Below are 20,626 nucleotides of genomic sequence, written 5' to 3' on the forward strand. Positions count from 1 at the left end.
CTGCTCGGCGTATTCCAGGGCCCGCTCGGTCAGCGCGGCTGCAATCCCGCGACCGCGCAGGGCGTTGGGCACGAAGGTGCGATAGATGTCCAGCGTCTGCTTGCCCAGATCCATGTACGTCAGATAGGCACGATGACCGTCCACGTTGGTCTCGAACTGATGACCGGCCTGGTCATGGTGGATGGTCAGCGCTTCGCTCATCACTACTCCTCGCAGGTCTTCTCGGCAGACCCATACCTTAACCGATGGTGGTTTATCCGGCACAGAATCCTCTACGCCACCTGTTGCCCCTTCGACCTCCGTTCGATTGCGATCGTTCGGAGCCTCTGGCACTCACAAGATAGTAGGCGCCGCAAGCGGGATTGCTCAAGGTGGTGGCGGCTAAAAATGGCGAAAATGCAGCCAGAGCGACTCTTGGCCGCATGCCGGCAGGCCACACCGGATGTACTAGGGCTTAAGACGCTGAAGGACAGTTAAAGTCACCGTTAGTTCAGCAAAAAAGTTGCCGTAGTACAAATGCTTGCGCGCCCTGCGCGTTTTTTACACAGTACCTGCCGCGGATCTTGTCAGGACAGCGCCAAGCAACATTTTTTTTGCAGTTCTTGCGCTTAGTCAGTTTACTTACTACAAGTAATGGGTACTATGTACGCCGGCCAGTTTCTCTTTTCCGAGAGATGGCTATTTAATAGAAAGTCCTTGAAGGGGAACACGATGAACAACGTTCTGAAATTCTCTGCTCTGGCTCTGGCCGCAGTTCTGGCTACCGGTTGCAGCAGCGTATCCAAAGAAACCGAAGCTCGTCTGACTGCGACTGAAGACGCAGCAGCTCGCGCTCAAGCTCGTGCTGACGAAGCCTACCGTAAGGCTGACGACGCACTGGCAGCCGCTCAGAAGGCTCAGCAGACCGCTGACGAAGCCAACGAGCGCGCTCTGCGTATGCTGGACAAAGCCAGCCGCAAGTAATAATCCTCACGGATTGTTATGGAGCCGACCCACTTGTGGGTCGGCTTTTTTATTGCCCGCGCGCAAGGCAAACGCGCCAGACAGCAACGAAAAGGCCTGCACTAAGGCAGGCCCGGGTGTGTCGCAATTAGCCTACTGCAGTTCGGCAGGAATGCTCGACACCATAGGTGCAGCGCCCTGGCTCTGGGTGGGCACGGCTATTTCCACCGGCATGCCATCTTCCGCAGCCACCACGTCACGCACCATGTCCCAGTTCATGCGCAGGTTGTTGGCCAGGTCTTCGCGCTTGAGCAAGGCATTGATAACCGCCGTGTGTTTGTCGACTACCGACGGATTGCCCTGGTCGTCCAGCGGCGTGTGCGCCTCCAGATAGACCTTGCCGCCACTGATACCGAACTTGTACGGCTCGTTGATAATGCGCACCGGCGTACCCACCGGTACCATCTTCGACAATTCCAGCACGTTGTTGTTGAGCATGCGGAAGCAACCGTGGCTGGTACGCATGCCGATACCGAACTTCTTGTTCGAACCGTGGATCAGGTAGCCCGGCACGCCCAGCGTGAACTTGAACGGGCCCAGCGGGTTGTCCGGGCCAGCCGGTACCACGCTCGGCAGGATGTCGCCGTCAGCGGCATGTTCGGCACGGATCGACGCGGGAGGGGTCCAGGTCGGGTTCGGCGTCTTGGCGGTAATCTTGGTGTTGGCAATCGGCGAACCCCAGCCCTCACGACCGATACCCAGCGGGAAGGTATGCACCACGTTCTGCCCTTTCGGGAAGTAGTACATGCGGTACTCCGCCAGGTTGATGACGATACCCTCACGCGGGCCAGGCGGCAGGATGTAGCGCGTCGGCAGGATGATTTCGGTGCCAGCGCCCGGCAACCACGGGTCTACACCCGGGTTGGCAGCGATCATTTCCAGGTAGCCGAGGTCGTTGGCGGTACCTATGTCGGCGAAGGTGTCCTCGTACTTGGCCTTGATCACCTGCACCTGGCCGACGATGTCTTCACCGGGCGGTGGCAGTGGCAGCTCCAGCGCAGCAGCGGGGCCCGCTACCAGCAGGGCGGCCAGGGACAGGCTACGGGTGACGGCAGGAAAGCGCGGCAACATCCGGTAAATCCTTCGAAAGATGGGTCAAGAGAATCGATTGTACACCTGTGCCGATGCAAGCGGGAGGCATTGCCGCCATGCAAGCGTTTCAGATGATGAAAGGTGTGGCGCTCAGCCGCTCTGCAGCTCCGGCCACACCGGGCGCATGCCACGCCGCTGGGCATCGAGAATGGCGCGGCACAGGTCGCACAGGCGGCCGTCGCGGTAGATCGAGCGCGGCACCCCCGACCAGCGTGGCTGCGCCGGCAGCAGGCCACCGCACAGGGTACGGTCGACCGGCACGCCCAGCTCCAGCTGACGGGCCACCAGATGGACGCGGATTTCCTGGCAGGCGAACAGATCGAGCTGCTCATCGGGCTCGATCAGTTGGTAGGCATACAGGGACCAGGCAGGGCGCGGCATCGGGGGCACTCGAAACGGGGGGCGCAACATTAGCCGAAAGCCGGCGCCGTTTAAAGCATCACAGCAAGGGTTTTATCGCCGGCCAGGCATTTTCCAGCAGGCGCTGCTGGGCGGCCTGGGCCGGGTGGATGCCATCGGCCTGCATCAACCCCGGCACACCGCCCACCCCTTCGAGGAAGAACGGCACCAACGGGACCTGTTTCTCCGTCGCCAGCTGTTCATACACCTGGGCGAATGCGCTGGTGTAGCGCACACCGTAATTGGGTGGCAGGCGCATGCCCAGCAGCACCACCTTGGCACCGGCCTCGCGCGCGCGCTCGATCATCGATGCAAGATTTTGTTGCAATTGCGCCGTCGGCTGCCCGCGCAGGCCATCATTGCCGCCCAACTCCAGCACCACAAGGCTCGGCTTGTGCGCTGCAAGCAGCGCCGGCAGCCGCGCCTGACCACCGGCACTGGTGTCGCCACTGATCGAGGCATTGACCACCTGATCGTCGAAACCTTCGTCCCTGAGCCGGGTCTGCAACAGGGACACCCAGCCCTGGCGGGTATCCAGGCCGAAACCGGCGCTGATACTATCGCCAACAACCAGCAGCGTTCCCGCCGCCGCGCTCTGGGCCAGGCAATACAGGGCCAGACCGGCACTCAACCACCACACTCGCATCGGATTCTCCATGGGCCCCAGCATTCTCGTTGCGCAGAACCTTAGCAAAGTGGTCCCCAGCGCGGAAGGCGACCTGACTATCCTGCATGCGTTGTCCCTCGACCTGGCCCGGGGCGACAGCCTGGCCATCGTCGGCGCCTCGGGGTCGGGCAAGTCGACCCTGCTTGGCCTGCTCGCCGGGCTCGACCGGCCCAGCGCCGGCCAGGTCATGCTCGCCGGCCACGACCTCGGGCCGCTGGATGAAGACCAGCGCGCGCGGGTGCGTGCCGAACACGTGGGCTTCGTGTTCCAGTCGTTCCAGCTGCTCGACAGCCTCAACGCCCTGGAAAACGTCATGCTGCCGCTGGAGCTGGATGGCCGCCGCGACGCCCGTGAACAGGCGCGCACGCTGCTCGAACGGGTCGGCCTGGGCAAGCGCCTGAGCCATACCCCGCGCCAGCTCTCGGGTGGCGAACAGCAGCGCGTGGCCATTGCCCGTGCCTTCGCCGCCCAACCGGCAGTGCTGTTCGCCGACGAACCCACCGGCAACCTCGACAGCCACACCGGCGAACGCATCAGCGACCTGCTGTTCGAGCTGAACAAGGAACGCGGCACCACCCTGGTGCTGGTTACCCATGACGAACGCCTGGCCCGGCGCTGCCGCCGCCAGATCCGCCTGGACGCAGGCCGCCTGGTGGCGCCGGTGGAGGCCTGATGACCCACATGCCGCTGTCCCGCCTGTGCGGCCTGGCCCTGCGCCAGTTGCTGCGCGACATCCGTGCCAGTGAAGTGCGCGTGCTGTTCTTTGCCCTGCTGGTGGCCGTCGCGGCCAGCACCGCCATCGGCTATTTCGGCGCCCGCCTCAACGGCGCCATGCAACTGCGTGCCAGCGAGTTCCTCGGTGCCGACCTGGTACTGCAGGGCAGTTCCCCGGCCCGCGAACAACAGCTCGCTGCCGGCAAGGCGCTTGGCTTGCGCCATGCCCAGGTGGTCGAATTCACCAGCGTGGTAGGCGGCGACAACGGCATCCAGCTGTCCAGCGTCAAGGCCGCCGACGGCGCCTACCCGCTGCGTGGGCAGGTGCGTAGCGCTGCACAACCCTATGCCACGGAAACCGCGGGCGGTGGGCCGGCGCCGGGCGAGGCCTGGGTCGAACCGCGCCTGCTGGCAGCATTGGGGCTGCCGGTCGGCGCCAGCATCGACGTCGGCATGAAAACCCTGCGTATCAGCCGCGTGCTGACCTACGAGCCGGACCGCGCCAACAACTTCTACAGCCTGACCCCGCGGGTGATGATGAACCTGGCTGACCTGCAGGCTACCGGCGTGATCCAGCCAGGCAGCCGGGTGACCTACCGCGACCTGTGGCGCGGCGAACCTGAGGCGCTGGCGCGCTATCGCCAGGCCGTGGAGAAAGACCTGGCGGCCAACCAGCGCTTGCGCGACACCCGCGATGGCAACCAGCAGATCGGCGGTGCCTTGGGCAAAGCCGAGCGTTACCTGAACATGGCCAGCCTGGTGGCGGTGCTGCTGGCCGGGGTCGCGGTCGCGCTGTCGGCGAGCCGCTATGCAGCACGCCGGCTGGACGCCAGCGCCCTGCTACGCTGCCTGGGCCTGTCCCGCCGCCAGGCACTGGGCCTGTATTGCCTGCAACTGGCCATGCTCGGCCTGGCCGCCGCGCTGCTGGGCGCCCTGCTTGGCTGGCTGGCGCAGCTTGGCCTGTTCCGTCTGTTGCAGGGTTTGCTGCCAAATGTGGTACCTGGCGGTGGCATTGTTCCGGCGCTGGCTGGCAGCGCCACGGGGCTGGTAGCCCTGGCCGGCTTCGCCTTGCCGCCAATTGCCGCACTGGGCAAGGTGCCGCCACTTCGCGTACTGCGCCGCGACCTGCTGCCGATTCCGACCAGCAGCTGGCTGGTCTATGGCGCTGCCCTGCTCGCCCTTGGCCTGATCATGTGGCGCCTCAGCCTCGACCTGCTGCTCACCTTCACCCTGCTGGGCGGCGGCCTGGTCGCCGCACTGCTGCTCGGCGGCCTGCTGTTGCTCGGCTTGCGCAGTCTGCGCCGGTTGCTTGCCGGAGCAACACTGACCTGGCGCCTGGGGCTGGGCCAACTGCTGCGGCACCCCCTGGCCGCCGCCGGCCAGGCCCTGGCCTTCGGCCTGATCCTGCTGGCCATGGCGCTGGTCGCCCTGCTTCGCGCCGAACTGCTCGACACCTGGCAAGCACAGTTGCCCAAGGATGCGCCCAACCACTTCGCCCTGAACATCCTGCCAGATGACCGCGAACCATTCGCCCGCCAGTTGCAGCAGGTCAGCGCGACCTCGGCGCCACTGTACCCGGTGACACCGGGTCGCCTGGTGCAGATCAATGCGCAGCCGGTGCAGCAGGTGGTCAGCAAGGATTCGGCCGGCGAGCGCGCCGTGCAACGTGACCTCAGCCTGACCTGGGCCGCCGACCTGCCGGAAGGTAATGAACTGACTGCAGGCAGCTGGTGGCAGGCACTGCCCGCTGCCGAGGAAATCCCCGGTGTATCGGTGGAAGCGGAACTGGCCAGCAGCCTGAAGCTGCACCTGGGCGACCTGTTGACCTTCGACATCGGCGGCCAGCAGCACCAGGCCAGGGTCAGCAGCCTGCGCAGCGTGCATTGGGACAGCTTCCAGCCGAACTTCTACATGATCTTCCAGCCTGGCACGCTGCAAGGGTTGCCCACCACCTACCTGACCAGCTTCTACCTGGCGCCAGGCCATGACCTGGACGTGGTGGCGCTGTCACGGGCGTTCCCGGCGGTGACCATCCTGCAAGTTGATGCCCTGCTCGAACAGCTGCGCAGCATCCTCGCCCAGGTGACCCTGGCAGTGGAATACGTGTTGCTGTTCGTGCTGGCGGCAGGGCTGGCGGTATTGTTCGCGGGTTTGCAGGCGACCCTGGACGAGCGTATTCGCCAAGGCGCCTTGCTGCGCGCACTAGGCGCGGCGCGCCCATTGCTGGTCAAGGCCCGGCGGATCGAGTTCGGCTTGCTGGGTGCCGCCAGCGGGCTGTTGGCCGCGATAGGCTGCGAACTGATAACGCTGGTGCTGTATCGCTATGCCTTCGACCTGCACTGGAGCCCGCATCCGTGGCTGCTGGTGTTGCCCCTGGCGGGCGCACTGCTGGTGGGCGGAGCGGGCGTGCTGGGGACGCGACGAGCGTTGAACGCCAGCCCGCTGGCAGTATTGCGGGAAAGTTGAGGGGTTGCCTGTAGCCGCGGAGGCCGGCCCAGGCAACACAAATCACTGGCCGTAGCTGATGCTGTTCACATACCAGGTGGCTTCCCCGGCAGGGGTCTGTACCACCACCTCATCACCTTCCTGCTTTTTCAGCAGGGCACGGGCCATGGGCGAATCGATGGAAATGTAGTCGTTGCGCCCGTAGATCTCGTCGTAGCCGACGATGCGAAACTTCATGGCCTCGCCCTCGTCGTTCTCGATCTCCACCCAGGCACCGAAAAACACCTTGCCTTCCTGCTGTGGCGAGTAGGCCACCACCTTCACATCTTCGAGGCGCTTGCGCAGGTAGCGCACCCGGCGGTCGATCTCGCGCAACAGCTTCTTGTTGTACTGGTAGTCCGCGTTCTCGCTACGGTCGCCCAGCGACGCCGCCCAGGCAACTTTCTGGGTGATCTCCGGGCGGTACACCCGCCACAGGTGATCCAGCTCTTTCTTCAGCGCCTCATGGCCTTCGGTGGTGATGATGTTGGTACTCAACAGCGCACTCCTCAGCGGCGGGTGATCAGGCCTTGGCGCGCGATGCGGGTGAGGTGACCGATGACTTCGGCGGCCTCTTCCGGCACCGGTGCCTGGATCACGGCCAGGTCGAAACGGTCATCGCCATACTGCGCGAGGTGGCAGCCGGTATCGGCGAACTGGATCAGGAAGGCACGCGCCTGCCCCTTGCGCCGGGACAGGCCTTCGAGGTGACGCAAAAGAGTGGGCTGATGCTGGCCGCCGAGCAGGATGCGCGGGGTGCGGGACGCCTGGCTGGCTGGCAAAGGGCTCAAACAGACACTGGTACGTGGGCAACTCATGGAGCTTCTCTCCGCCTCGCGAATCCCGCTGGGCAGCGGTGGGAGGCGTCACCGAACCAGCGCTTTAGCGGTATTTCGGATGACCCGGAGGGGGCTGTCCCGCGCCCCGCAAGTAGCTGTTTAAATCGGCGCAGGCGGTATGCTAGAGCGAGCAGCAACAAGTTGCAAGCCGCAGGCAGAAGCAGATCGATCCCTGGTCTGCTCTTGCCTGCGGCTTGCGGCTTGCCAATCGCGGCGGGTTACCGGGCGATCAGGCGGTCCAGCGAGAAGCGCCCGGCGCCTTCGATCAGCACCGCGACGGTACCGGCCAGCAGTGCCAGGGCAAACTCATAGCCGTTGTTGGACATGAACAGGCCGTTACCGATGTGCACCGAGAAGATCGCCACCACCAGGGTCACGGTCAACGCCAGGGCCGCCGGGCGCGCCAGCAGGCCGACCAGCAGGGCCAGGCCGCCGAAGAACTCGGCACTACCGGACAGCAAGGCCATCAGGTAACCCGGGGCCAGGCCGATGCTTTCCATCCACTGCCCGGTGCCTTCCAGGCCATAGCCGCCGAACAGGCCGAACAGCTTCTGCGCACCGTGCGCCATGAAGATGATGCCGACCAGGATACGGATGACGCTGAGGCCAGCGCCGGCACGGGTGGAGAGCAGTGCGTTGAGGGTGGTGTTGTTCATGTCGAAGCGTCCTTGTAGCGGGAAGTTGTGTTGGGATGGCGCCATCATAATCAAATATGCAGATATGAAAATCGCAAAAAACCCAACATAACAATCGACAAAATCGATTTATTAACGCTTCGCTACACGCTCTAGCCCGGCACGCTCTCGATTGAAGGCCAGGAAATACTTGTTCACGCTGTTGACGAAATTGACCGGCCCCATGCCCACCTGCTCCATGGCAATGCGTTCGGTCTGGAAAAACCACTGGTTGCCGTTCAGCCCACGCCGCCGCGCTTCGGCGCGCATGGCCTGGACCCGTTCGGGGCCGAGGTTGTAGGCTGCCAGCACGAAGGCCATGCGTTCACGCTCGTTGATCTTCGCGCTGGCAAAGAACTTGCGACGGATCAGCGCCAGATAACGGGCGCTGGCCTGAACATTGCCGTCCACCGTGGCTGTGTTGCTCACCCCCACGCGCTGCGCAGCCGAAGGCGTGATCTGCATCAGGCCATGGGCGCCGCCGGTGCCGCGAGCAGTCGGGTTGAGCGTCGACTCCTTGAAAGCCAGCGCGGCCAGGTTGAGCCAGTCGATCTGCTGTGCCTCAGCGTGTTTCTGCAGCACCGGCCGTAGCGCGTTCAGGCGCTGACGGTCCTTGTTGGCCAGCGGGTTGTGCACCCGGTACTGGCGGCGGTAGATGCGCTCGAACGCAGCGTCCTGGTTGTCCGGCGCTCGGTAGCCCTGTAAAAAGCGGTCGACCGTGGCCAGCAACTGTGGCGCATCGCGGCCTACGTACCAGCGCATGGCTTGCGGCGCCCCCAGCTGTACACGGCTGTCCACGCGCAGGCGCGGCATCACCCGGGCCCAGCGCCGGGCAATCGGCTGCTCGATCACGGTCAGGTGATAGATACCGGCCTGGACCATCTCCAGCACGTCCTCGACCGCCAGGGTCGAGTCGACCCATTCCACCTTGATCGGCGCACGTTTGCGCAGTGCCAGCTGCTGGTTCAGCTGCTGGATCAGCGGGCCGGCGGCGCTGGCGCTGGTCAGCGCCACCGTGCGCCCGGACAGCTGCTCGACGTGGCTGAAGCTGCGTTCCCCCTTGCGCCCTACCAGTACCAGCGGCACCTGGTCGAGCACCGGCGCGCTATTGCTGACGCCGCGAACCGCGCTGGGATCGAGCAGCTCGCCCGGTACGGCCAGGTCGCCCTCGCCACGCGCCAGGGCACCCAGCAGTTGTTCCTTGGCACGCGGAATCAACTTCAGCTGGATCTCCTGGCCGTCGGCGGCGCGGGCATTGAGGTAATGCTCCAGGGCGCGCAGGCGATAGTATTCGATGCCGACCGGCTCGCCCTTGACCTCACCCGAGCTGTTGCGGCTCTGGTTGACCAGCACCCGCAGCACCTGGCTGCTGCGAATCTGTTGCAGGTCACGCACCTTGGCAGGTGGCATGTTCTGCTGCGGTCCCGGCAGGCGCCCATGTGCCGGCCCGGTCAAGGCCAGCCCCAGCGTCAGCAGTAGAATGAGCCAGCATCGCGGCATGCAGAATGTCCGTGGTCGGTGGCGACACCATGGGAAGCACCGCCTAGTGAGAAAAGACGGCAAAAGACCATGGCAACAGCATGAAGTTCTTGGTTTTTTCGCAAAAACAAGGTTTTTGCTATGCTGGCCGCCCCGCGGCACGAGGTAGCACCATGCAACTGATCGATATCGGCGTCAACCTGACCAACAGCAGTTTTCACGACCAGCAGGCAGCCGTCGTCGAGCGCGCCCTCGAAGCCGGCGTCACCCAGATGGTGCTGACCGGCACCAGCCTGGCAGTCAGCGAGCAGGCGCTGGAACTTTGCCAGCAGCTGGATCCGAGCGCTGCGCACCTGTTCGCCACGGCGGGTTTGCACCCGCATGATGCCAAGGCCTGGGATGCCGCCAGCGAGCATCGGTTGCGCCAATTGCTGGCTGAACCGCGTATACGCGCGGTGGGCGAATGCGGCCTGGATTTCAACCGCGACTTCTCCCCTCGCCCACAGCAGGAAAAGGCCCTGGAAGCGCAACTGGCGCTGGCTGCCGAGCTGCAGCTGCCAGTGTTCCTGCATGAGCGCGATGCCAGCGACCGTTTGCTGGCCATTCTCAAGGGCTACCGTGACCACCTGACCGGCGCGGTGGTGCACTGCTTCACCGGCGAACGTGATGCCCTGTTCGCCTACCTGGACATGGACCTGCATATCGGCATCACCGGTTGGATCTGCGACGAGCGCCGCGGCACCCACCTGCATCCGCTGGTGGGCAACATTGCCGAGGGTCGGTTGATGCTGGAGAGCGATGCACCTTACCTGCTGCCGCGCAGCCTGCGTCCCAAGCCCAAGAACGGGCGCAACGAGCCGGCATTCCTGCCAGAGGTGCTGCGCGAAGTCGCCTTGCATCGAGGGGAGTCGGCCGAGCATACGGCCGCACATACCACGGCGACGGCGCGAGCGTTTTTTCAGATTCAGAGCTGACGCAATGAGGGCGTCGGATTTTTCTTGATACACATCAACACCAGGGCAGGCGGATGCAGGCACAATGATGGCACCTTGCCGATATTGTTTCCGCTCAACTCAGAGAAGACCTGCCCATGGGTGCCTGGCTTAGCAATGTTTCCCTGAAGTACAAGTTCTGGGCCGTCAACGCGGTGGCCTTTGTCACGACCTTGCTGCTGGTGCTCTATGCCGTGCACCTCGAGCAGCGCGCCCGCGCCGAAGCCGCGCAGGCCCAGGCCGCCGCGCAAGCGCAATTGCTGGCTGCCTGGCCAGCGGGGCAGCCGTTGCCGCGCGCAGCCAACGTCATCAGCTGGCAAGCGGGGCAGACGCCCAGCTTCGCCGGCGAGCCCCTCGATGGCCTGCGCAACGCCCAAGGCTGGGTCGAACTGCCAAGCGCCTGGCTCCTAGGCGACAACCCGTTGCGCGGCGCGCAGGTGTTGCGTCGTGGCGATCAACAAGTGGCGGTACTGGCCCAATCGCCAAGCCTGCGCCAGGTATTCTTCGAGCGTTTCAGCAATTACGCGGTATGTGTGCTGATCCTGATGCTGGCCATGCTGGGCGCCTCGCAACTGCTGATCCGCTTCCTGCTCAGCCAGCTCAACACGCTCAAGGACGTCATGCTGCACGTGGAAAAAACCGGCGACCTGGCAGCCCGCGTGCCCTTGGCCTGTGGTGACGAGGTCGGCCAGATGGCCGGGGCGTTCAACGCCATGCAGGCAACCTACCACCGGGTGGTCAGCACCGTCGCCCACACCGCTGCTCAGCTGGACTCCGGTGCCGCGCGCCTGGCAGCGAGCATGAGCGATGTGCGCCACGGCATGCTTGGCCAGCAGAGCGAGACCGACCAGGCGGCTACTGCCATCAACGAAATGTCGGCGACGGTGCACCACATTGCCCAGCATGCCGGTGCCACCCGCGACCTCTCGCAAACGGCCGACACCCTTGCCGGTAGCGGCCAGGAGGTGGTCAGCCGGGTGCAGGATTCGATTTCCGGGCTGTCCAGCGGCGTGCAGCAGACAGCCGAAATGATTCGCCAGCTCGCCGAGGACAGCCAGAAGATCAACGGCGTGGTCAACGTGATCCACAGCATCGCCGAGCAAACCAACCTGCTGGCACTCAACGCCGCCATCGAAGCGGCACGCGCCGGCGACCTCGGGCGTGGTTTTGCCGTGGTGGCCGATGAAGTACGCAACCTGGCCAAGCGTGTACAAACTTCCACCGACGAAATTACCAGTATGGTCTCGGCCCTGCAGTCCGGTACCCGCGATGCGGTGGAGTTCATGCAGGAAAGCTCGTACAAGGCCGATGACTGTGTCAGGCAGGCCCGTGAGGCCGGTGAAGCCCTGGCCGAAATCACCGGTGCAGTGGCACAGATGCGTGAAAGCAACACCCAGATTGCCGTGGCCGCCGAGCAGCAAAGCCAGGTGGCAGAAGAAATGAACCGTGCAGTGGTGAGCATCCGCGATGTCACCGAGCAGACCGTCCAGCAGACAGTCGGCTCGGCGACCACCAGCAGCGAACTGGCGACACTGGCCGGCGAACTGAACAAGGCCATTGGCCAGCTCAAGCTATAATCATCATAGCCAGCCTCGATTGGCCCCCGTTCGGGGGCCGCACTAAGCTTTGGGCATAGCGAGAGGAAATGCCCATGAGCAAACGTCTGCCCAACTTGCCCGCCTGGCAATGGCGCGGCTATCACCATAACCACCGCCACCCGACCAACCTGGTGCTGCACCTGATCGCCGTGCCGTTATTCATCCTTGGCGCGCTGCTGGTCCTGTCCGGGCTGTTCAGCCTGGACTTCGGCCAGCTTGCCGTCGGTATCATCGCCTTGATCGCCGGCCTGGGCCTGCAACGCCAGGGCCATCGACTGGAGGCAGAACAGCCGGAGCCGTTCGCGGACCGCAAGGACGCCGTACAGCGCCTGCTCACCGAGCAGTTCATCACTTTTCCACGCTTCGTGCTCAGCGGCGCCTGGTGGAAGGCCTGGCGCGAGCGACACAAACACCGTCAGTGATCGGTTGCGACCAGGCCGCAGGCCTGCGGCGGCCGAAATCTGACTAGGCGAACACCGTCACGGTCTGGCGGCTCAAGGCCAGCAACTCGCCCTGCGCCGTCCACAGTGTCGCGGCGGCATGCCCGTAACCATCGCGCGCATATTCGGTTTCCACGCAATAACGGCACCAGTCGAGGGTCGACAACTGCGGCGTGGGCTGGACGAACTCAATGGTCCAGGTCAGGGTACTGCCCGCAGCGGGCTGCTTGAGGAACGGCATCAGGCTTGGCGGCCAGGCATCGACCAACGCCAGCAGGTGCGCCTCGCTGACCGGCGCTTCAGCCACCCCACGCAAACGCACCCAGCCACCCATATGGCGCGACGGGTTGCCACTGAACGGAAGGCCACCGATCGCCCAGCGCAAGGCCACGTGCTGCATGAAATCAGGGGTAATGCCTTTGATATGCGGCAACTCGGGGGCCGAATCCTCGAGCGCTTTCATGTCCATGGCCGGCAATGCCGGCACATTGACCACAGACGGCCGTCCGGTACCGAAATTGCCCTGCACCAGGGTCACCACCTGGCCGTCCTGAACGGCACGCCCCAGCAAGGTACTGACCGCCTTGCCTTCGCGCAGCACCTCGGCCTCGAAGCGGATTGGCATATCCGCTGCCGCCGGTGCGACAAAACTGATTGCCAGCGACCGCACAGGGCGACCATCGGTGAGTTTCCGGCGCATGGTCTCATACACCAGGGCCGCCATCAGCCCGCCAAACACGGCGCGGCCCTGGGCCCAGCTCGGCGGGATGCTGACCGCATCGGGGCTGGCCCGCACGGCGTCGAGCAATTGATTGAAGTTCATAGGCCGGCTCCTGCATGCCGCGAAAAGGTCTGCCCATCCTAGCCAGCAAGCCGTTGGCGATCAGCCCGCATATCGGTCATTTTTCGGGCTTTCGCCGCGCCAGCGCCCGCTGCAGGGCATCCAGCGTCACATCCGACTGGCGCTCTGCCTCGTGCAGCTCCTGCTCCCAGGCGGCCTTGCAAGGCGCCAGATCGGCCTGCTCGCGCGCCTGCAACAGCCATTGCAGGCGATCATGCCAGTCACCCAGGTCGCCCTGGGCTTGCTTCAGCAGGCGCCGCAGTGTGTTGCCCGCATGGCCGAGCTGGGGGTAGGCCTCGTCGCCGTAGCGCACGCGCTTGATCAGCAAGCGCAGGCGGTGACGATCGTGGGCCGGGTCCTGCAGGGCCTGGCGCAGTTTGCGCCACTGTTTGACCAGGCGTTTGTCGATACGCTTTTCCAGCGACCTGGTCAGGCCTTCGCGGCCGGCCGCACGCAGGAACAGCGGAAACGCGTCGACAATCGCCTGCACCCGCGCCAGTTGCGGGCTGTCAGCGACGCTGGCAAATGTCCTGTCACGCCCTTCCACGCGGCGTTGCCCGGCCTCGGTAAAACCGCGCCCGATCAGTTCGGCCGCCAGTACCTCGCGGTCACGCAGCGGCGTCGTCAGTGCCCCCAGCGCCCTGGCGGCATCCTCCAGCTGCTCGACCCCGGGTAACCCGCGCAAGGGCCGCAGCAGGCTGCGCAGACGCCGCAGCGTGGTGCGCAGGTCGTGCAGGGCCTCACTGTCGGTGTCGGCAGCCAGGCGTTCGCGGCAGGCCAGCAGACGCACCTGCAAGGCCAGCACCTGAGCCACTACATGATCGAGCATGGCAGGCATTCAACGATGCTCCCTGATCAGCGCCCGGCGCGCGACTCACGAATGTAGAAACGCGCCTTTTCGGCTTTGCGAGTGCAGCTTTCATAGCCTTCGAACTGCTGTTGGGTCTTGGCTCCGGTCAGCAGCGACAAGGCTTTGGAATAGCTAACGGCACCGGCGAAGCCTTCGGCTTTGGCCAGGTCCAGTTCCTTCCAGGCGGCATCCAGTTGGCTCGCGCAACTTTCGCGATAGGCCGTCTTGCCCGCACAGCCAGCGAGGGCCAGGGCAATCAGTGGAAGGCAGATCCAGGCTTTCATCGATAAATACCTCAATGGAAAAAAAACAGTGGCCGTTCGACGCCCCAAAGGCTCAAAAGTGCCGTTCCCGGGCCAGCTTTGCGTGGCCAGTTCAATTACAGTAGCCCAGTGCGATCTACATTGAAGCACAGGCAACGATGGGTGCATTGTAGAACCATGCTTGCACGGGCCGGGGAATGTTCATGAGCAAACGCGTGGCGCTGGTATTGGGATCGGGCGGAGCCCGGGGGTATGCACACATCGGTGTGATCGAGGAAATCGAGCGCCGCGGCTACGACATCGCCTGCATTGCCGGCTGTTCGATGGGCGCCGTGATCGGCGGCATCTACGCGGCTGGCAAGCTGGACGAATACAAAAACTGGATCGAAAGCCTCGACTACCTGGACGTGCTGCGCCTGGTCGACGTCAGCTTTCGCCTCGGCGCGATTCGCGGCGACAAGGTGTTCGGGCAGATCCGCAAGATCGTCGGCGAAATCAACATCGAGCAATTGCGCATCCCTTATACGGCCGTGGCAGCCGACCTCACCAACCAGCAGGAAATCTGGTTCCAGGAAGGCTGCCTGCACCAGGCCATGCGTGCCTCGGCGGCCATCCCCAGCCTGTTCACACCGGTGATGCAAGGCAACCGCATGCTGGTCGACGGTGGCATCCTCAACCCGTTGCCGATCGTGCCGGTGGTGTCCAGCCACTGCGACCTGATCATTGCGGTCAACCTCAACGCCACCAACCAGAAACAGTACCAGTTGCCGGTGATAGAACGGCCAGCGGCATTCAGGATGCGCTTCGATGCATTGCTCAGCTCGCTGGGGTCACGCCTGCCGTTCCGGCGCAAGCCGGCAGAAGAGCTGATTCGCATCGAACAGGAAATCGTCGCCGAAGGGCTTGCACCGCCCAACCCGTGGCTGGCCGATGCCGCCGACCCGGAAGGCCAGCAGCCGGCAGCGGCTCCAGAACGCGAGGGCGCGCCAAAGTCGGCGACCGGCTCGTTCATCATCGACAACGTGGGGCCCGCTTCGCTGCTGGACCTGATCAACCAGAGCTTCGAGGTGATGCAGACGTCGTTGGCGCAATACAAGATCGCCGGCTATCCACCGGATGTGCTGATCAACGTGCCCAAGCGGGTATGCCGGTTTTTCGAGTTCTACAAGGCGCCTGAGCTGATTGCCCTGGGGCGAGAGATTGCGCGGGATACGCTGGACAATCATGAAGGGGTGAAGCGCTAGGCCGGAACAGGCGGCAGAAATAGAACAGGCCGCACTGGGCGGCCTGTTCGTTCATGCTTCCATCACCTTAGTAGCGGGTGATGTCTGCCTTGGCTTCCAGCTGCTTGCGGTAGGCCGCAAAGTCCTGCTGGCCGGCACGCGACGCGAGGTAGCGGCGAATCTGCTGCTTCTCTTCGTCGGTAGCGGTAGCGCCTTCGTTGACGCCCTTGAGCTGCAGTACTACCAGGCTGCCGTCACGCAGCACCACGCTGCCATACACCGGCTTGTCCTTGGACTGCGGCTTGGCCAGGCGGAACAGCGCCTGCAACTCGGCCGGGTCGATACCGTCCTCGCCACGGGTGACCGCCTCGTAAGCCTTCCAGCCCTGCCCTTCGTGCACACCAGCCGTGCTGATGGAACCGTCACGCAGACCGGCAATCAGCTTGTCAGCCTTGGCCTTGAGTTCGGCAGTGGCCTTCTCTTTGGCCAGGTGTTCGCGAATGTTACTGGCCACAGCTTCCAGCGGCAGTTGCTCCGGCTTGCGGTGCTCCTTGACGCGCAGGACCACGGTGGTTTCCGGGTCGAGTTCGATGGCGGTGCTGTTGGCACCCTCATCCAGCACTTCTTCGGAGAACGCAGCCTGCACCACCGAACGGTTGGCAGTGATGCCTTCGCCGCCCTCACGACCAAAGGCTGCAGAGGTGTGCACCTTCAGGTTCAGGTCCTGGGCCGGCTGGGCCAGGTCGGAAGCCTCGTAGGCGGCATCCTGCAACTGTTTGCTGGCGTCGACGTAACGCTGCTCGACCAGGGGAATCTTCAGGTCCCGGGTCAGCTTGTCCTTGAGGCTGGCAAAGCTCGGTACTTCCGGCGCCTGCACGCCCAGCAGCTTGATCAGGTGATAGCCGAACTGGGTACGCACCGGCGCGGAAACCTGCCCATCCTGCAATTTGTACAGGGCATCCTCGAACGCCGGGTCATAAACACCCGGGCCGGCGAAACCAAGGTCACCCCCGCTGCCGGCCGAACCAGGGTCCTGGGAAAATTCCTTGGCCAGTGTGGCAAAGTCCTCACCCTTGGCCAGACGCTGCGCGATCTCTTCGGCACGGGCCTTGGCCTGGGCGTCGGTGACCTTGTCGTTGACCTCGATCAGGATGTGCGCAGCGTGACGCTGCTCGGCGAGGTTGGCGATTTCCTTCTCGTACTGGGCCTTGAGTTCTTCGTCGGTCACCTTGACCTGGTCGAAGAACGCCGACTTCTTCAGCTCGACGTAGTCGATCACCACCTGGTCAGGCGACATGAACTCCTTGGCGTGCTGGTCGTAGTGCGCCTTGACTTCTTCGTCGCTGACCTTGATCGCAGCCGGGTCGGCCTTGAAGGTCAGGGAGGCGAAGTCACGGGTCTGCTTCTCGAGGCGGGCAAAGGCATCGACCTGCTGGTCGGTGACGAAGCTGCTGCCAGCCAGGCCGGTGCGCAGCTGGCCGATGAGCATTTCCTCGGCGAGCATGTCGCGGAACTGCATGCGGCCGTAGCCCATCTGGCGGATGACCTGGTCGAAGCGGTCGGCGCTGAACTTGCCGTCCACCTGGAATTCCGGCGTCTGCAGGATGACCTGGTCCAGCGCGGCCTCAGAAAAGGCGAACTTGGCGTCTTCGGCGCCTTGCAACAGCAGCTTGCGGCTGATCAGGCCCTTGAGCGCCTCTTCCCGCAGCAACTTGTCATCCAGCAGCGCCGGGTCGAAATCCTTGCCCAACTGTTGCATCAGCTGGCGGCGTTGCATGTCGGCCGCCTGGCTCAGCTCGTTCTGGCTGATGGTCTGGCCATTCACCTTGGCGGCGTCCTGGCTATGAGTGGCGGCCTGGAAAATGGCTTCGAAGCCGGTCAACGCCATCAACACGACGATAAGGCCGATGATGGTCTTGGCAATCCAACCTTGTGAATTGTCCCTGATATTTTGCAGCATGCGTCCCCCAGAAACGGCTGTACCACTGCGTCGACAACCGCGGAGCGTGGGTAGAAACCTGATAAAAGAAAGGCGCATCCGAGGATGCGCCTTTTCTTAGCAAACGTGTCAGGCGGGAACGTTTGCGTCCCCGCCGTCAGCGTGCTCGGACCTGGCCAAGCCGGGTCCGGCTGAAAGAGACGACTTAGTTGACGGCGTCTTTCAGGCCTTTGCCAGCCTTGAAACCTGGAACCTTGGCGGCTTCGATCTTGATTGCCTTACCGGTTTGCGGGTTGCGGCCGGTGCGCTCAGCACGCTCCTTGACCGAGAAGGTACCGAAGCCAACCAGTACCACATCGTCACCTTGCTTCAGGGCGCCGGTGACGGATTCGATGACTGCGTCCAGCGCACGGCCGGCTACAGCTTTCGGGATGTCAGCAGATGCGGCGATAGCGTCAATCAGTTCCGACTTGTTCACTCTAAGTCCCCTTATTTCTCAATTGAGTTTGTTTCTAAGTATGTAATGAAAAGCTTATGAAACGTGCGCTGGGTGGCCTGATGACACTAGCGTGCCGCTTTATAGCAAGGCCCCGAAAAAACTGTCAAGGAACGCCCCCCAGCCAGAAACTACTAGTGCGTGCTGATTCTTTCCTTAGCATCGCCGTCGCGCTTTTCATCTTTCGCGACAATCTCCGGAGCCACATCTGGCAAGGGCTCCGGGGCGTATTGCAGCGCAATTTGCAGGACTTCGTCAATCCATTTGACCGGTTTGATCTGCAGATCCTGTTTGATATTTTCCGGAATCTCCTTCAGATCGCGAACATTCTCCTCCGGAATGATCACCGTCTTGATACCACCACGGTGTGCCGCCAGCAGTTTTTCTTTCAGCCCGCCAATCGCCAGCACCTGGCCACGCAAGGTAATTTCACCGGTCATGGCGACATCGGCACGCACCGGAATCTGCGTCAGTGCCGAGACCAGTGCGGTGCACATGCCGATACCGGCGCTCGGGCCGTCCTTCGGCGTGGCACCTTCAGGCATGTGGATGTGCACGTCGTGCTTCTCGTGGAAGTCGGCGGCAATCCCCAGGCTGCGGGCGCGGCTGCGCACCACGGTCTGGGCGGCGGTGATCGATTCGACCATGACATCGCCCAGCGAACCGGTCTTGATCAGCTGGCCCTTGCCGGGGATGACCACGGCTTCGATGGTCAGCAGTTCGCCACCGACCTGGGTCCAGGCCAGGCCGGTGACCTGGCCGATCTGGTCCTGCTGCTCGGCCAGGCCATAGCGGAACTTGCGCACACCCAGCAGGTGCTCCAGCTGCTCGCTGGCCACCTTGACCTTGACCTGCTTCTGCCCGGTATGTTCCTTGACCACTTTGCGGCAGACCTTGGCGATCTGCCGCTCGAGGCCACGTACACCTGCTTCACGGGTGTAGTAGCGAATGATGTCGCGGATCGCCGAGACGTCGACCTCCAGCTCTTCCTTCTTCAGGCCGTTGGCCTTGACCTGCTTGGGCACCAGGTACTTGACCGCAATGTTGATCTTCTCGTCCTCGGTATAGCCCGGCAGGCGGATGACTTCCATCCGGTCGAGCAGCGCCGGCGGAATGTTCATCGAGTTCGAGGTGCACAGGAACATCACGTCCGACAGGTCGTAGTCGACCTCCAGGTAATGGTCGTTGAAATTGTGGTTCTGCTCGGGGTCGAGCACTTCGAGCAGTGCCGAGGCCGGATCGCCACGCATGTCGCTGCCCATCTTGTCGATTTCGTCCAGCAGGAACAGCGGGTTGCGTACCCCCACCTTGGTCATTTTCTGGATCAGGCGGCCAGGCATGGAACCGATGTAGGTACGGCGGTGGCCACGGATCTCGGCCTCGTCGCGGACCCCGCCCAGGGCCATGCGCACGAACTTGCGATTGGTGGCAGCGGCGATCGACTCGGCCAGCGAGGTCTTGCCGACGCCAGGCGGGCCGACCAGGCACAGTACCGGGCCCCGGATCTTCTTGACGCGCTTCTGCACGGCAAGGTACTCGAGAATACGTTCCTTGACCTCTTCCAGGCCATAATGGTCGGCATCGAGGATTTCTTCGGCCTTGGCCAGGTCCAGGCGCACTTTGCTCTGGGCCTTCCACGGCACCTGCACCAGCCAGTCGAGGTAGGAGCGGACCACCGTGGCCTCGGCCGACATCGGCGACATCTGCTTGAGCTTGTTCAGCTCGGCCTGGGCCTTGGCCAGGGCATCCTTGGGCAGGCCAGCGGCTTCGATGCGCTTTTTCAGCTCTTCGACTTCGTTGTGGCCTTCGTCGCCATCGCCGAGCTCTTTCTGAATGGCCTTCATCTGCTCATTCAGGTAGTACTCGCGCTGGCTGCGCTCCATCTGCTTCTTGACCCGACCGCGAATGCGCTTCTCGACCTGCAACAGGTCGATTTCGGCATCCAGCAGGGCCAGTACATGCTCGACGCGGGTCGGCAGGTCGACGATTTCGAGAATTTCCTGCTTCTGCTCGATCTTCAGGGCCATGTGCGCGGCCATGGTGTCGACCAGGCGCCCAGGCTCTTCGATGCTGTTCAGCGACGACAGCACCTCGGCGGGCACTTTCTTGCCCAACTGCACGTACTGTTCGAACTGCGACAGCAGGGTGCGCACGAAGACTTCCGATTCGCGCTCGGCGGCATCGGCTTCGTCGATCAGGGAAACCTCGGCACGGATGTGCCCTTCCACTTCGCTGAAGCGCTCAACGGTGCCACGCTGCTCGCCCTCGACCAGCACCTTGACGGTGCCATCGGGCAGTTTCAGCAGCTGCAGCACGGTGGCAACCGTACCGACGCGATACAGCGCGTCTTCGCCCGGGTCGTCGTCGGCCGGGTTTTTCTGGGCCAGCAGGAGGATCTGCTTTTCGCCCGTCATCGCCGCCTCGAGGGCTTCGATGGACTTTTCGCGCCCCACGAACAGCGGGATGACCATGTGCGGGTAAACAACGACATCGCGCAATGGCAAAAGAGGCAAGTCGAGGGTGGTCTTCATGATTTCGCCTCTACAGCGGCCTTATGGCCGGAAAACGGTGGAAATGATGCTTGGACCTAATGTGGGGGCACGCCTGGGAAATTACAAGCGCTAGCGCAGGAAA

21 protein-coding genes are annotated in these 20,626 nt (G+C 63.4%); 7 read left to right on the top strand and 14 right to left on the bottom strand.

Annotation, left to right across the window (positions count from 1 at the left end):
* A partial coding sequence (locus QSV36_RS14365) for a GNAT family N-acetyltransferase (RefSeq protein ID WP_289132569.1) occupies window positions 1-201 on the bottom strand: 201 nt, incomplete at its 3' end.
* 510 nt (window positions 202-711) lie between these two features.
* On the opposite strand from QSV36_RS14365, the gene oprI reads away from it, so the two are divergent.
* Entirely contained in the window at window positions 712-963 is a 252-nt protein-coding gene (oprI, locus tag QSV36_RS14370; RefSeq protein ID WP_003259780.1) for an outer membrane lipoprotei OprI, read from the top strand.
* Between the two features lie 132 nt (window positions 964-1,095).
* On the opposite strand, the gene QSV36_RS14375 is transcribed toward oprI, so the two are convergent.
* From QSV36_RS14375 to QSV36_RS14385, 3 genes are all read right to left on the bottom strand, one after another.
* Window positions 1,096-2,073 carry a L,D-transpeptidase family protein gene (locus tag QSV36_RS14375; protein WP_225777169.1) on the bottom strand — a complete coding sequence of 326 codons (978 nt, stop codon included), beginning with the start codon at window positions 2,071-2,073 and terminating at the stop codon, window positions 1,096-1,098.
* A 111-nt stretch (window positions 2,074-2,184) separates the two neighbouring features.
* The gene (locus tag QSV36_RS14380) at window positions 2,185-2,475 is read right to left on the bottom strand and encodes a hypothetical protein (RefSeq protein ID WP_225777168.1); all 291 of its coding nucleotides are present in this window, start codon (window positions 2,473-2,475) and stop codon (window positions 2,185-2,187) included.
* 58 nt (window positions 2,476-2,533) lie between these two features.
* Window positions 2,534-3,139: an arylesterase gene (locus QSV36_RS14385; protein ID WP_289132572.1), complete on the bottom strand. Its 606-nt coding sequence runs from the start codon at window positions 3,137-3,139 to the stop codon at window positions 2,534-2,536.
* A gap of 10 nt (window positions 3,140-3,149) precedes the next feature.
* Between QSV36_RS14385 and QSV36_RS14390 the strand changes: the two genes are divergently transcribed.
* Together QSV36_RS14390 and QSV36_RS14395 are read left to right on the top strand one after the other, a co-directional pair.
* Window positions 3,150-3,833: an ABC transporter ATP-binding protein gene (locus QSV36_RS14390; protein WP_225777166.1), complete on the top strand. Its 684-nt coding sequence runs from the start codon at window positions 3,150-3,152 to the stop codon at window positions 3,831-3,833.
* Window positions 3,833-6,340, top strand: a complete 2,508-nt coding sequence (locus tag QSV36_RS14395; protein WP_289132575.1) for an ABC transporter permease — start codon at window positions 3,833-3,835, stop codon at window positions 6,338-6,340. Before QSV36_RS14390 ends, QSV36_RS14395 begins: the two co-directional genes overlap by 1 nt.
* Window positions 6,341-6,382: 42 nt before the next feature.
* On the opposite strand, the gene greB is transcribed toward QSV36_RS14395, so the two are convergent.
* From greB to QSV36_RS14415, 4 genes are all read right to left on the bottom strand, one after another.
* Window positions 6,383-6,856, bottom strand: a complete 474-nt coding sequence (gene greB / locus QSV36_RS14400) for a transcription elongation factor GreB (protein ID WP_289132577.1) — start codon at window positions 6,854-6,856, stop codon at window positions 6,383-6,385.
* An 11-nt stretch (window positions 6,857-6,867) separates the two neighbouring features.
* Window positions 6,868-7,176 (bottom strand): hypothetical protein, encoded by a 309-nt coding sequence (locus tag QSV36_RS14405; RefSeq protein WP_225777163.1) that lies wholly within the window; start codon window positions 7,174-7,176, stop codon window positions 6,868-6,870.
* Window positions 7,177-7,415: 239 nt separating this feature from the next.
* Window positions 7,416-7,853: a DoxX family protein gene (locus QSV36_RS14410; protein ID WP_289132579.1), complete on the bottom strand. Its 438-nt coding sequence runs from the start codon at window positions 7,851-7,853 to the stop codon at window positions 7,416-7,418.
* Between the two features lie 111 nt (window positions 7,854-7,964).
* Window positions 7,965-9,371 (bottom strand): MltF family protein, encoded by a 1,407-nt coding sequence (locus tag QSV36_RS14415; RefSeq protein WP_289132581.1) that lies wholly within the window; start codon window positions 9,369-9,371, stop codon window positions 7,965-7,967.
* Window positions 9,372-9,523: 152 nt separating this feature from the next.
* Here QSV36_RS14415 and QSV36_RS14420 point away from each other — a divergent pair, with 152 nt between their 5' ends.
* From QSV36_RS14420 to QSV36_RS14430, 3 genes are all read left to right on the top strand, one after another.
* Window positions 9,524-10,324 (top strand): TatD family hydrolase, encoded by an 801-nt coding sequence (locus tag QSV36_RS14420; protein WP_289132582.1) that lies wholly within the window; start codon window positions 9,524-9,526, stop codon window positions 10,322-10,324.
* Between the two features lie 116 nt (window positions 10,325-10,440).
* On the top strand, window positions 10,441-11,919 hold the full coding sequence (locus QSV36_RS14425) for a methyl-accepting chemotaxis protein (protein ID WP_289132584.1): 1,479 nt from the start codon (window positions 10,441-10,443) through the stop codon (window positions 11,917-11,919).
* A 74-nt stretch (window positions 11,920-11,993) separates the two neighbouring features.
* Window positions 11,994-12,362 carry an Mpo1-like protein gene (locus tag QSV36_RS14430; protein WP_289132587.1) on the top strand — a complete coding sequence of 123 codons (369 nt, stop codon included), beginning with the start codon at window positions 11,994-11,996 and terminating at the stop codon, window positions 12,360-12,362.
* A gap of 43 nt (window positions 12,363-12,405) precedes the next feature.
* On the opposite strand, the gene QSV36_RS14435 is transcribed toward QSV36_RS14430, so the two are convergent.
* The 3 genes from QSV36_RS14435 to QSV36_RS14445 all read right to left on the bottom strand — a co-directional run bounded on the left by QSV36_RS14435 (window position 12,406) and on the right by QSV36_RS14445 (window position 14,355).
* Window positions 12,406-13,203 carry an acyl-CoA thioesterase gene (locus tag QSV36_RS14435; RefSeq protein WP_289132589.1) on the bottom strand — a complete coding sequence of 266 codons (798 nt, stop codon included), beginning with the start codon at window positions 13,201-13,203 and terminating at the stop codon, window positions 12,406-12,408.
* A 76-nt stretch (window positions 13,204-13,279) separates the two neighbouring features.
* Complete coding sequence (locus tag QSV36_RS14440; protein WP_289132591.1) at window positions 13,280-14,059, bottom strand: CHAD domain-containing protein; 780 nt, start codon at window positions 14,057-14,059, stop codon at window positions 13,280-13,282.
* A gap of 17 nt (window positions 14,060-14,076) precedes the next feature.
* Window positions 14,077-14,355: a hypothetical protein gene (locus tag QSV36_RS14445; protein WP_225777155.1), complete on the bottom strand. Its 279-nt coding sequence runs from the start codon at window positions 14,353-14,355 to the stop codon at window positions 14,077-14,079.
* Between the two features lie 182 nt (window positions 14,356-14,537).
* On the opposite strand from QSV36_RS14445, the gene QSV36_RS14450 reads away from it, so the two are divergent.
* Window positions 14,538-15,578, top strand: coding sequence for a patatin-like phospholipase family protein (locus QSV36_RS14450; protein ID WP_289132593.1), 1,041 nt, complete (start codon window positions 14,538-14,540; stop codon window positions 15,576-15,578).
* 67 nt (window positions 15,579-15,645) lie between these two features.
* Here the strand turns inward: QSV36_RS14450 and QSV36_RS14455 are convergent, their stop codons facing one another.
* The 3 genes from QSV36_RS14455 to lon form a co-directional block, all read right to left on the bottom strand.
* Complete coding sequence (locus QSV36_RS14455) at window positions 15,646-17,517, bottom strand: SurA N-terminal domain-containing protein (protein WP_289132595.1); 1,872 nt, start codon at window positions 17,515-17,517, stop codon at window positions 15,646-15,648.
* 184 nt (window positions 17,518-17,701) lie between these two features.
* Window positions 17,702-17,974: a nucleoid-associated protein HU-beta gene (gene hupB / locus QSV36_RS14460; protein WP_003250246.1), complete on the bottom strand. Its 273-nt coding sequence runs from the start codon at window positions 17,972-17,974 to the stop codon at window positions 17,702-17,704.
* 152 nt (window positions 17,975-18,126) lie between these two features.
* Entirely contained in the window at window positions 18,127-20,523 is a 2,397-nt protein-coding gene (gene lon / locus QSV36_RS14465) for an endopeptidase La (protein WP_289132598.1), read from the bottom strand.
* Window positions 20,524-20,626 lie beyond the last annotated feature (103 nt).

The organism is Pseudomonas sp. BCRC 81390 (assembly GCF_030341915.1).
Taxonomy (GTDB): domain Bacteria; phylum Pseudomonadota; class Gammaproteobacteria; order Pseudomonadales; family Pseudomonadaceae; genus Aquipseudomonas.

Bases quoted from the DNA above. Each gene is read 5' to 3' on its own strand.
- QSV36_RS14390 (WP_225777166.1), top strand. From the start codon at position 3,150: ATGGGCCCCAGCATTCTCGTTGCGCAGAACCTTAGCAAAGTGGTCCCC.
- QSV36_RS14410 (WP_289132579.1), bottom strand. From the start codon at position 7,853: ATGAACAACACCACCCTCAACGCACTGCTCTCCACCCGTGCCGGCGCT.
- QSV36_RS14420 (WP_289132582.1), top strand. From the start codon at position 9,524: ATGCAACTGATCGATATCGGCGTCAACCTGACCAACAGCAGTTTTCAC.
- QSV36_RS14380 (WP_225777168.1), bottom strand. From the start codon at position 2,475: ATGCCGCGCCCTGCCTGGTCCCTGTATGCCTACCAACTGATCGAGCCC.
- QSV36_RS14425 (WP_289132584.1), top strand. From the start codon at position 10,441: ATGGGTGCCTGGCTTAGCAATGTTTCCCTGAAGTACAAGTTCTGGGCC.
- QSV36_RS14440 (WP_289132591.1), bottom strand. From the start codon at position 14,059: ATGCCTGCCATGCTCGATCATGTAGTGGCTCAGGTGCTGGCCTTGCAG.
- QSV36_RS14405 (WP_225777163.1), bottom strand. From the start codon at position 7,176: ATGAGTTGCCCACGTACCAGTGTCTGTTTGAGCCCTTTGCCAGCCAGC.
- QSV36_RS14435 (WP_289132589.1), bottom strand. From the start codon at position 13,203: ATGAACTTCAATCAATTGCTCGACGCCGTGCGGGCCAGCCCCGATGCG.
- QSV36_RS14385 (WP_289132572.1), bottom strand. From the start codon at position 3,139: ATGCGAGTGTGGTGGTTGAGTGCCGGTCTGGCCCTGTATTGCCTGGCC.
- QSV36_RS14415 (WP_289132581.1), bottom strand. From the start codon at position 9,371: ATGCCGCGATGCTGGCTCATTCTACTGCTGACGCTGGGGCTGGCCTTG.
- QSV36_RS14395 (WP_289132575.1), top strand. From the start codon at position 3,833: ATGACCCACATGCCGCTGTCCCGCCTGTGCGGCCTGGCCCTGCGCCAG.
- QSV36_RS14445 (WP_225777155.1), bottom strand. From the start codon at position 14,355: ATGAAAGCCTGGATCTGCCTTCCACTGATTGCCCTGGCCCTCGCTGGC.
- lon (WP_289132598.1), bottom strand. From the start codon at position 20,523: ATGAAGACCACCCTCGACTTGCCTCTTTTGCCATTGCGCGATGTCGTT.
- QSV36_RS14375 (WP_225777169.1), bottom strand. From the start codon at position 2,073: ATGTTGCCGCGCTTTCCTGCCGTCACCCGTAGCCTGTCCCTGGCCGCC.
- oprI (WP_003259780.1), top strand. From the start codon at position 712: ATGAACAACGTTCTGAAATTCTCTGCTCTGGCTCTGGCCGCAGTTCTG.
- QSV36_RS14455 (WP_289132595.1), bottom strand. From the start codon at position 17,517: ATGCTGCAAAATATCAGGGACAATTCACAAGGTTGGATTGCCAAGACC.
- QSV36_RS14430 (WP_289132587.1), top strand. From the start codon at position 11,994: ATGAGCAAACGTCTGCCCAACTTGCCCGCCTGGCAATGGCGCGGCTAT.
- QSV36_RS14450 (WP_289132593.1), top strand. From the start codon at position 14,538: ATGAGCAAACGCGTGGCGCTGGTATTGGGATCGGGCGGAGCCCGGGGG.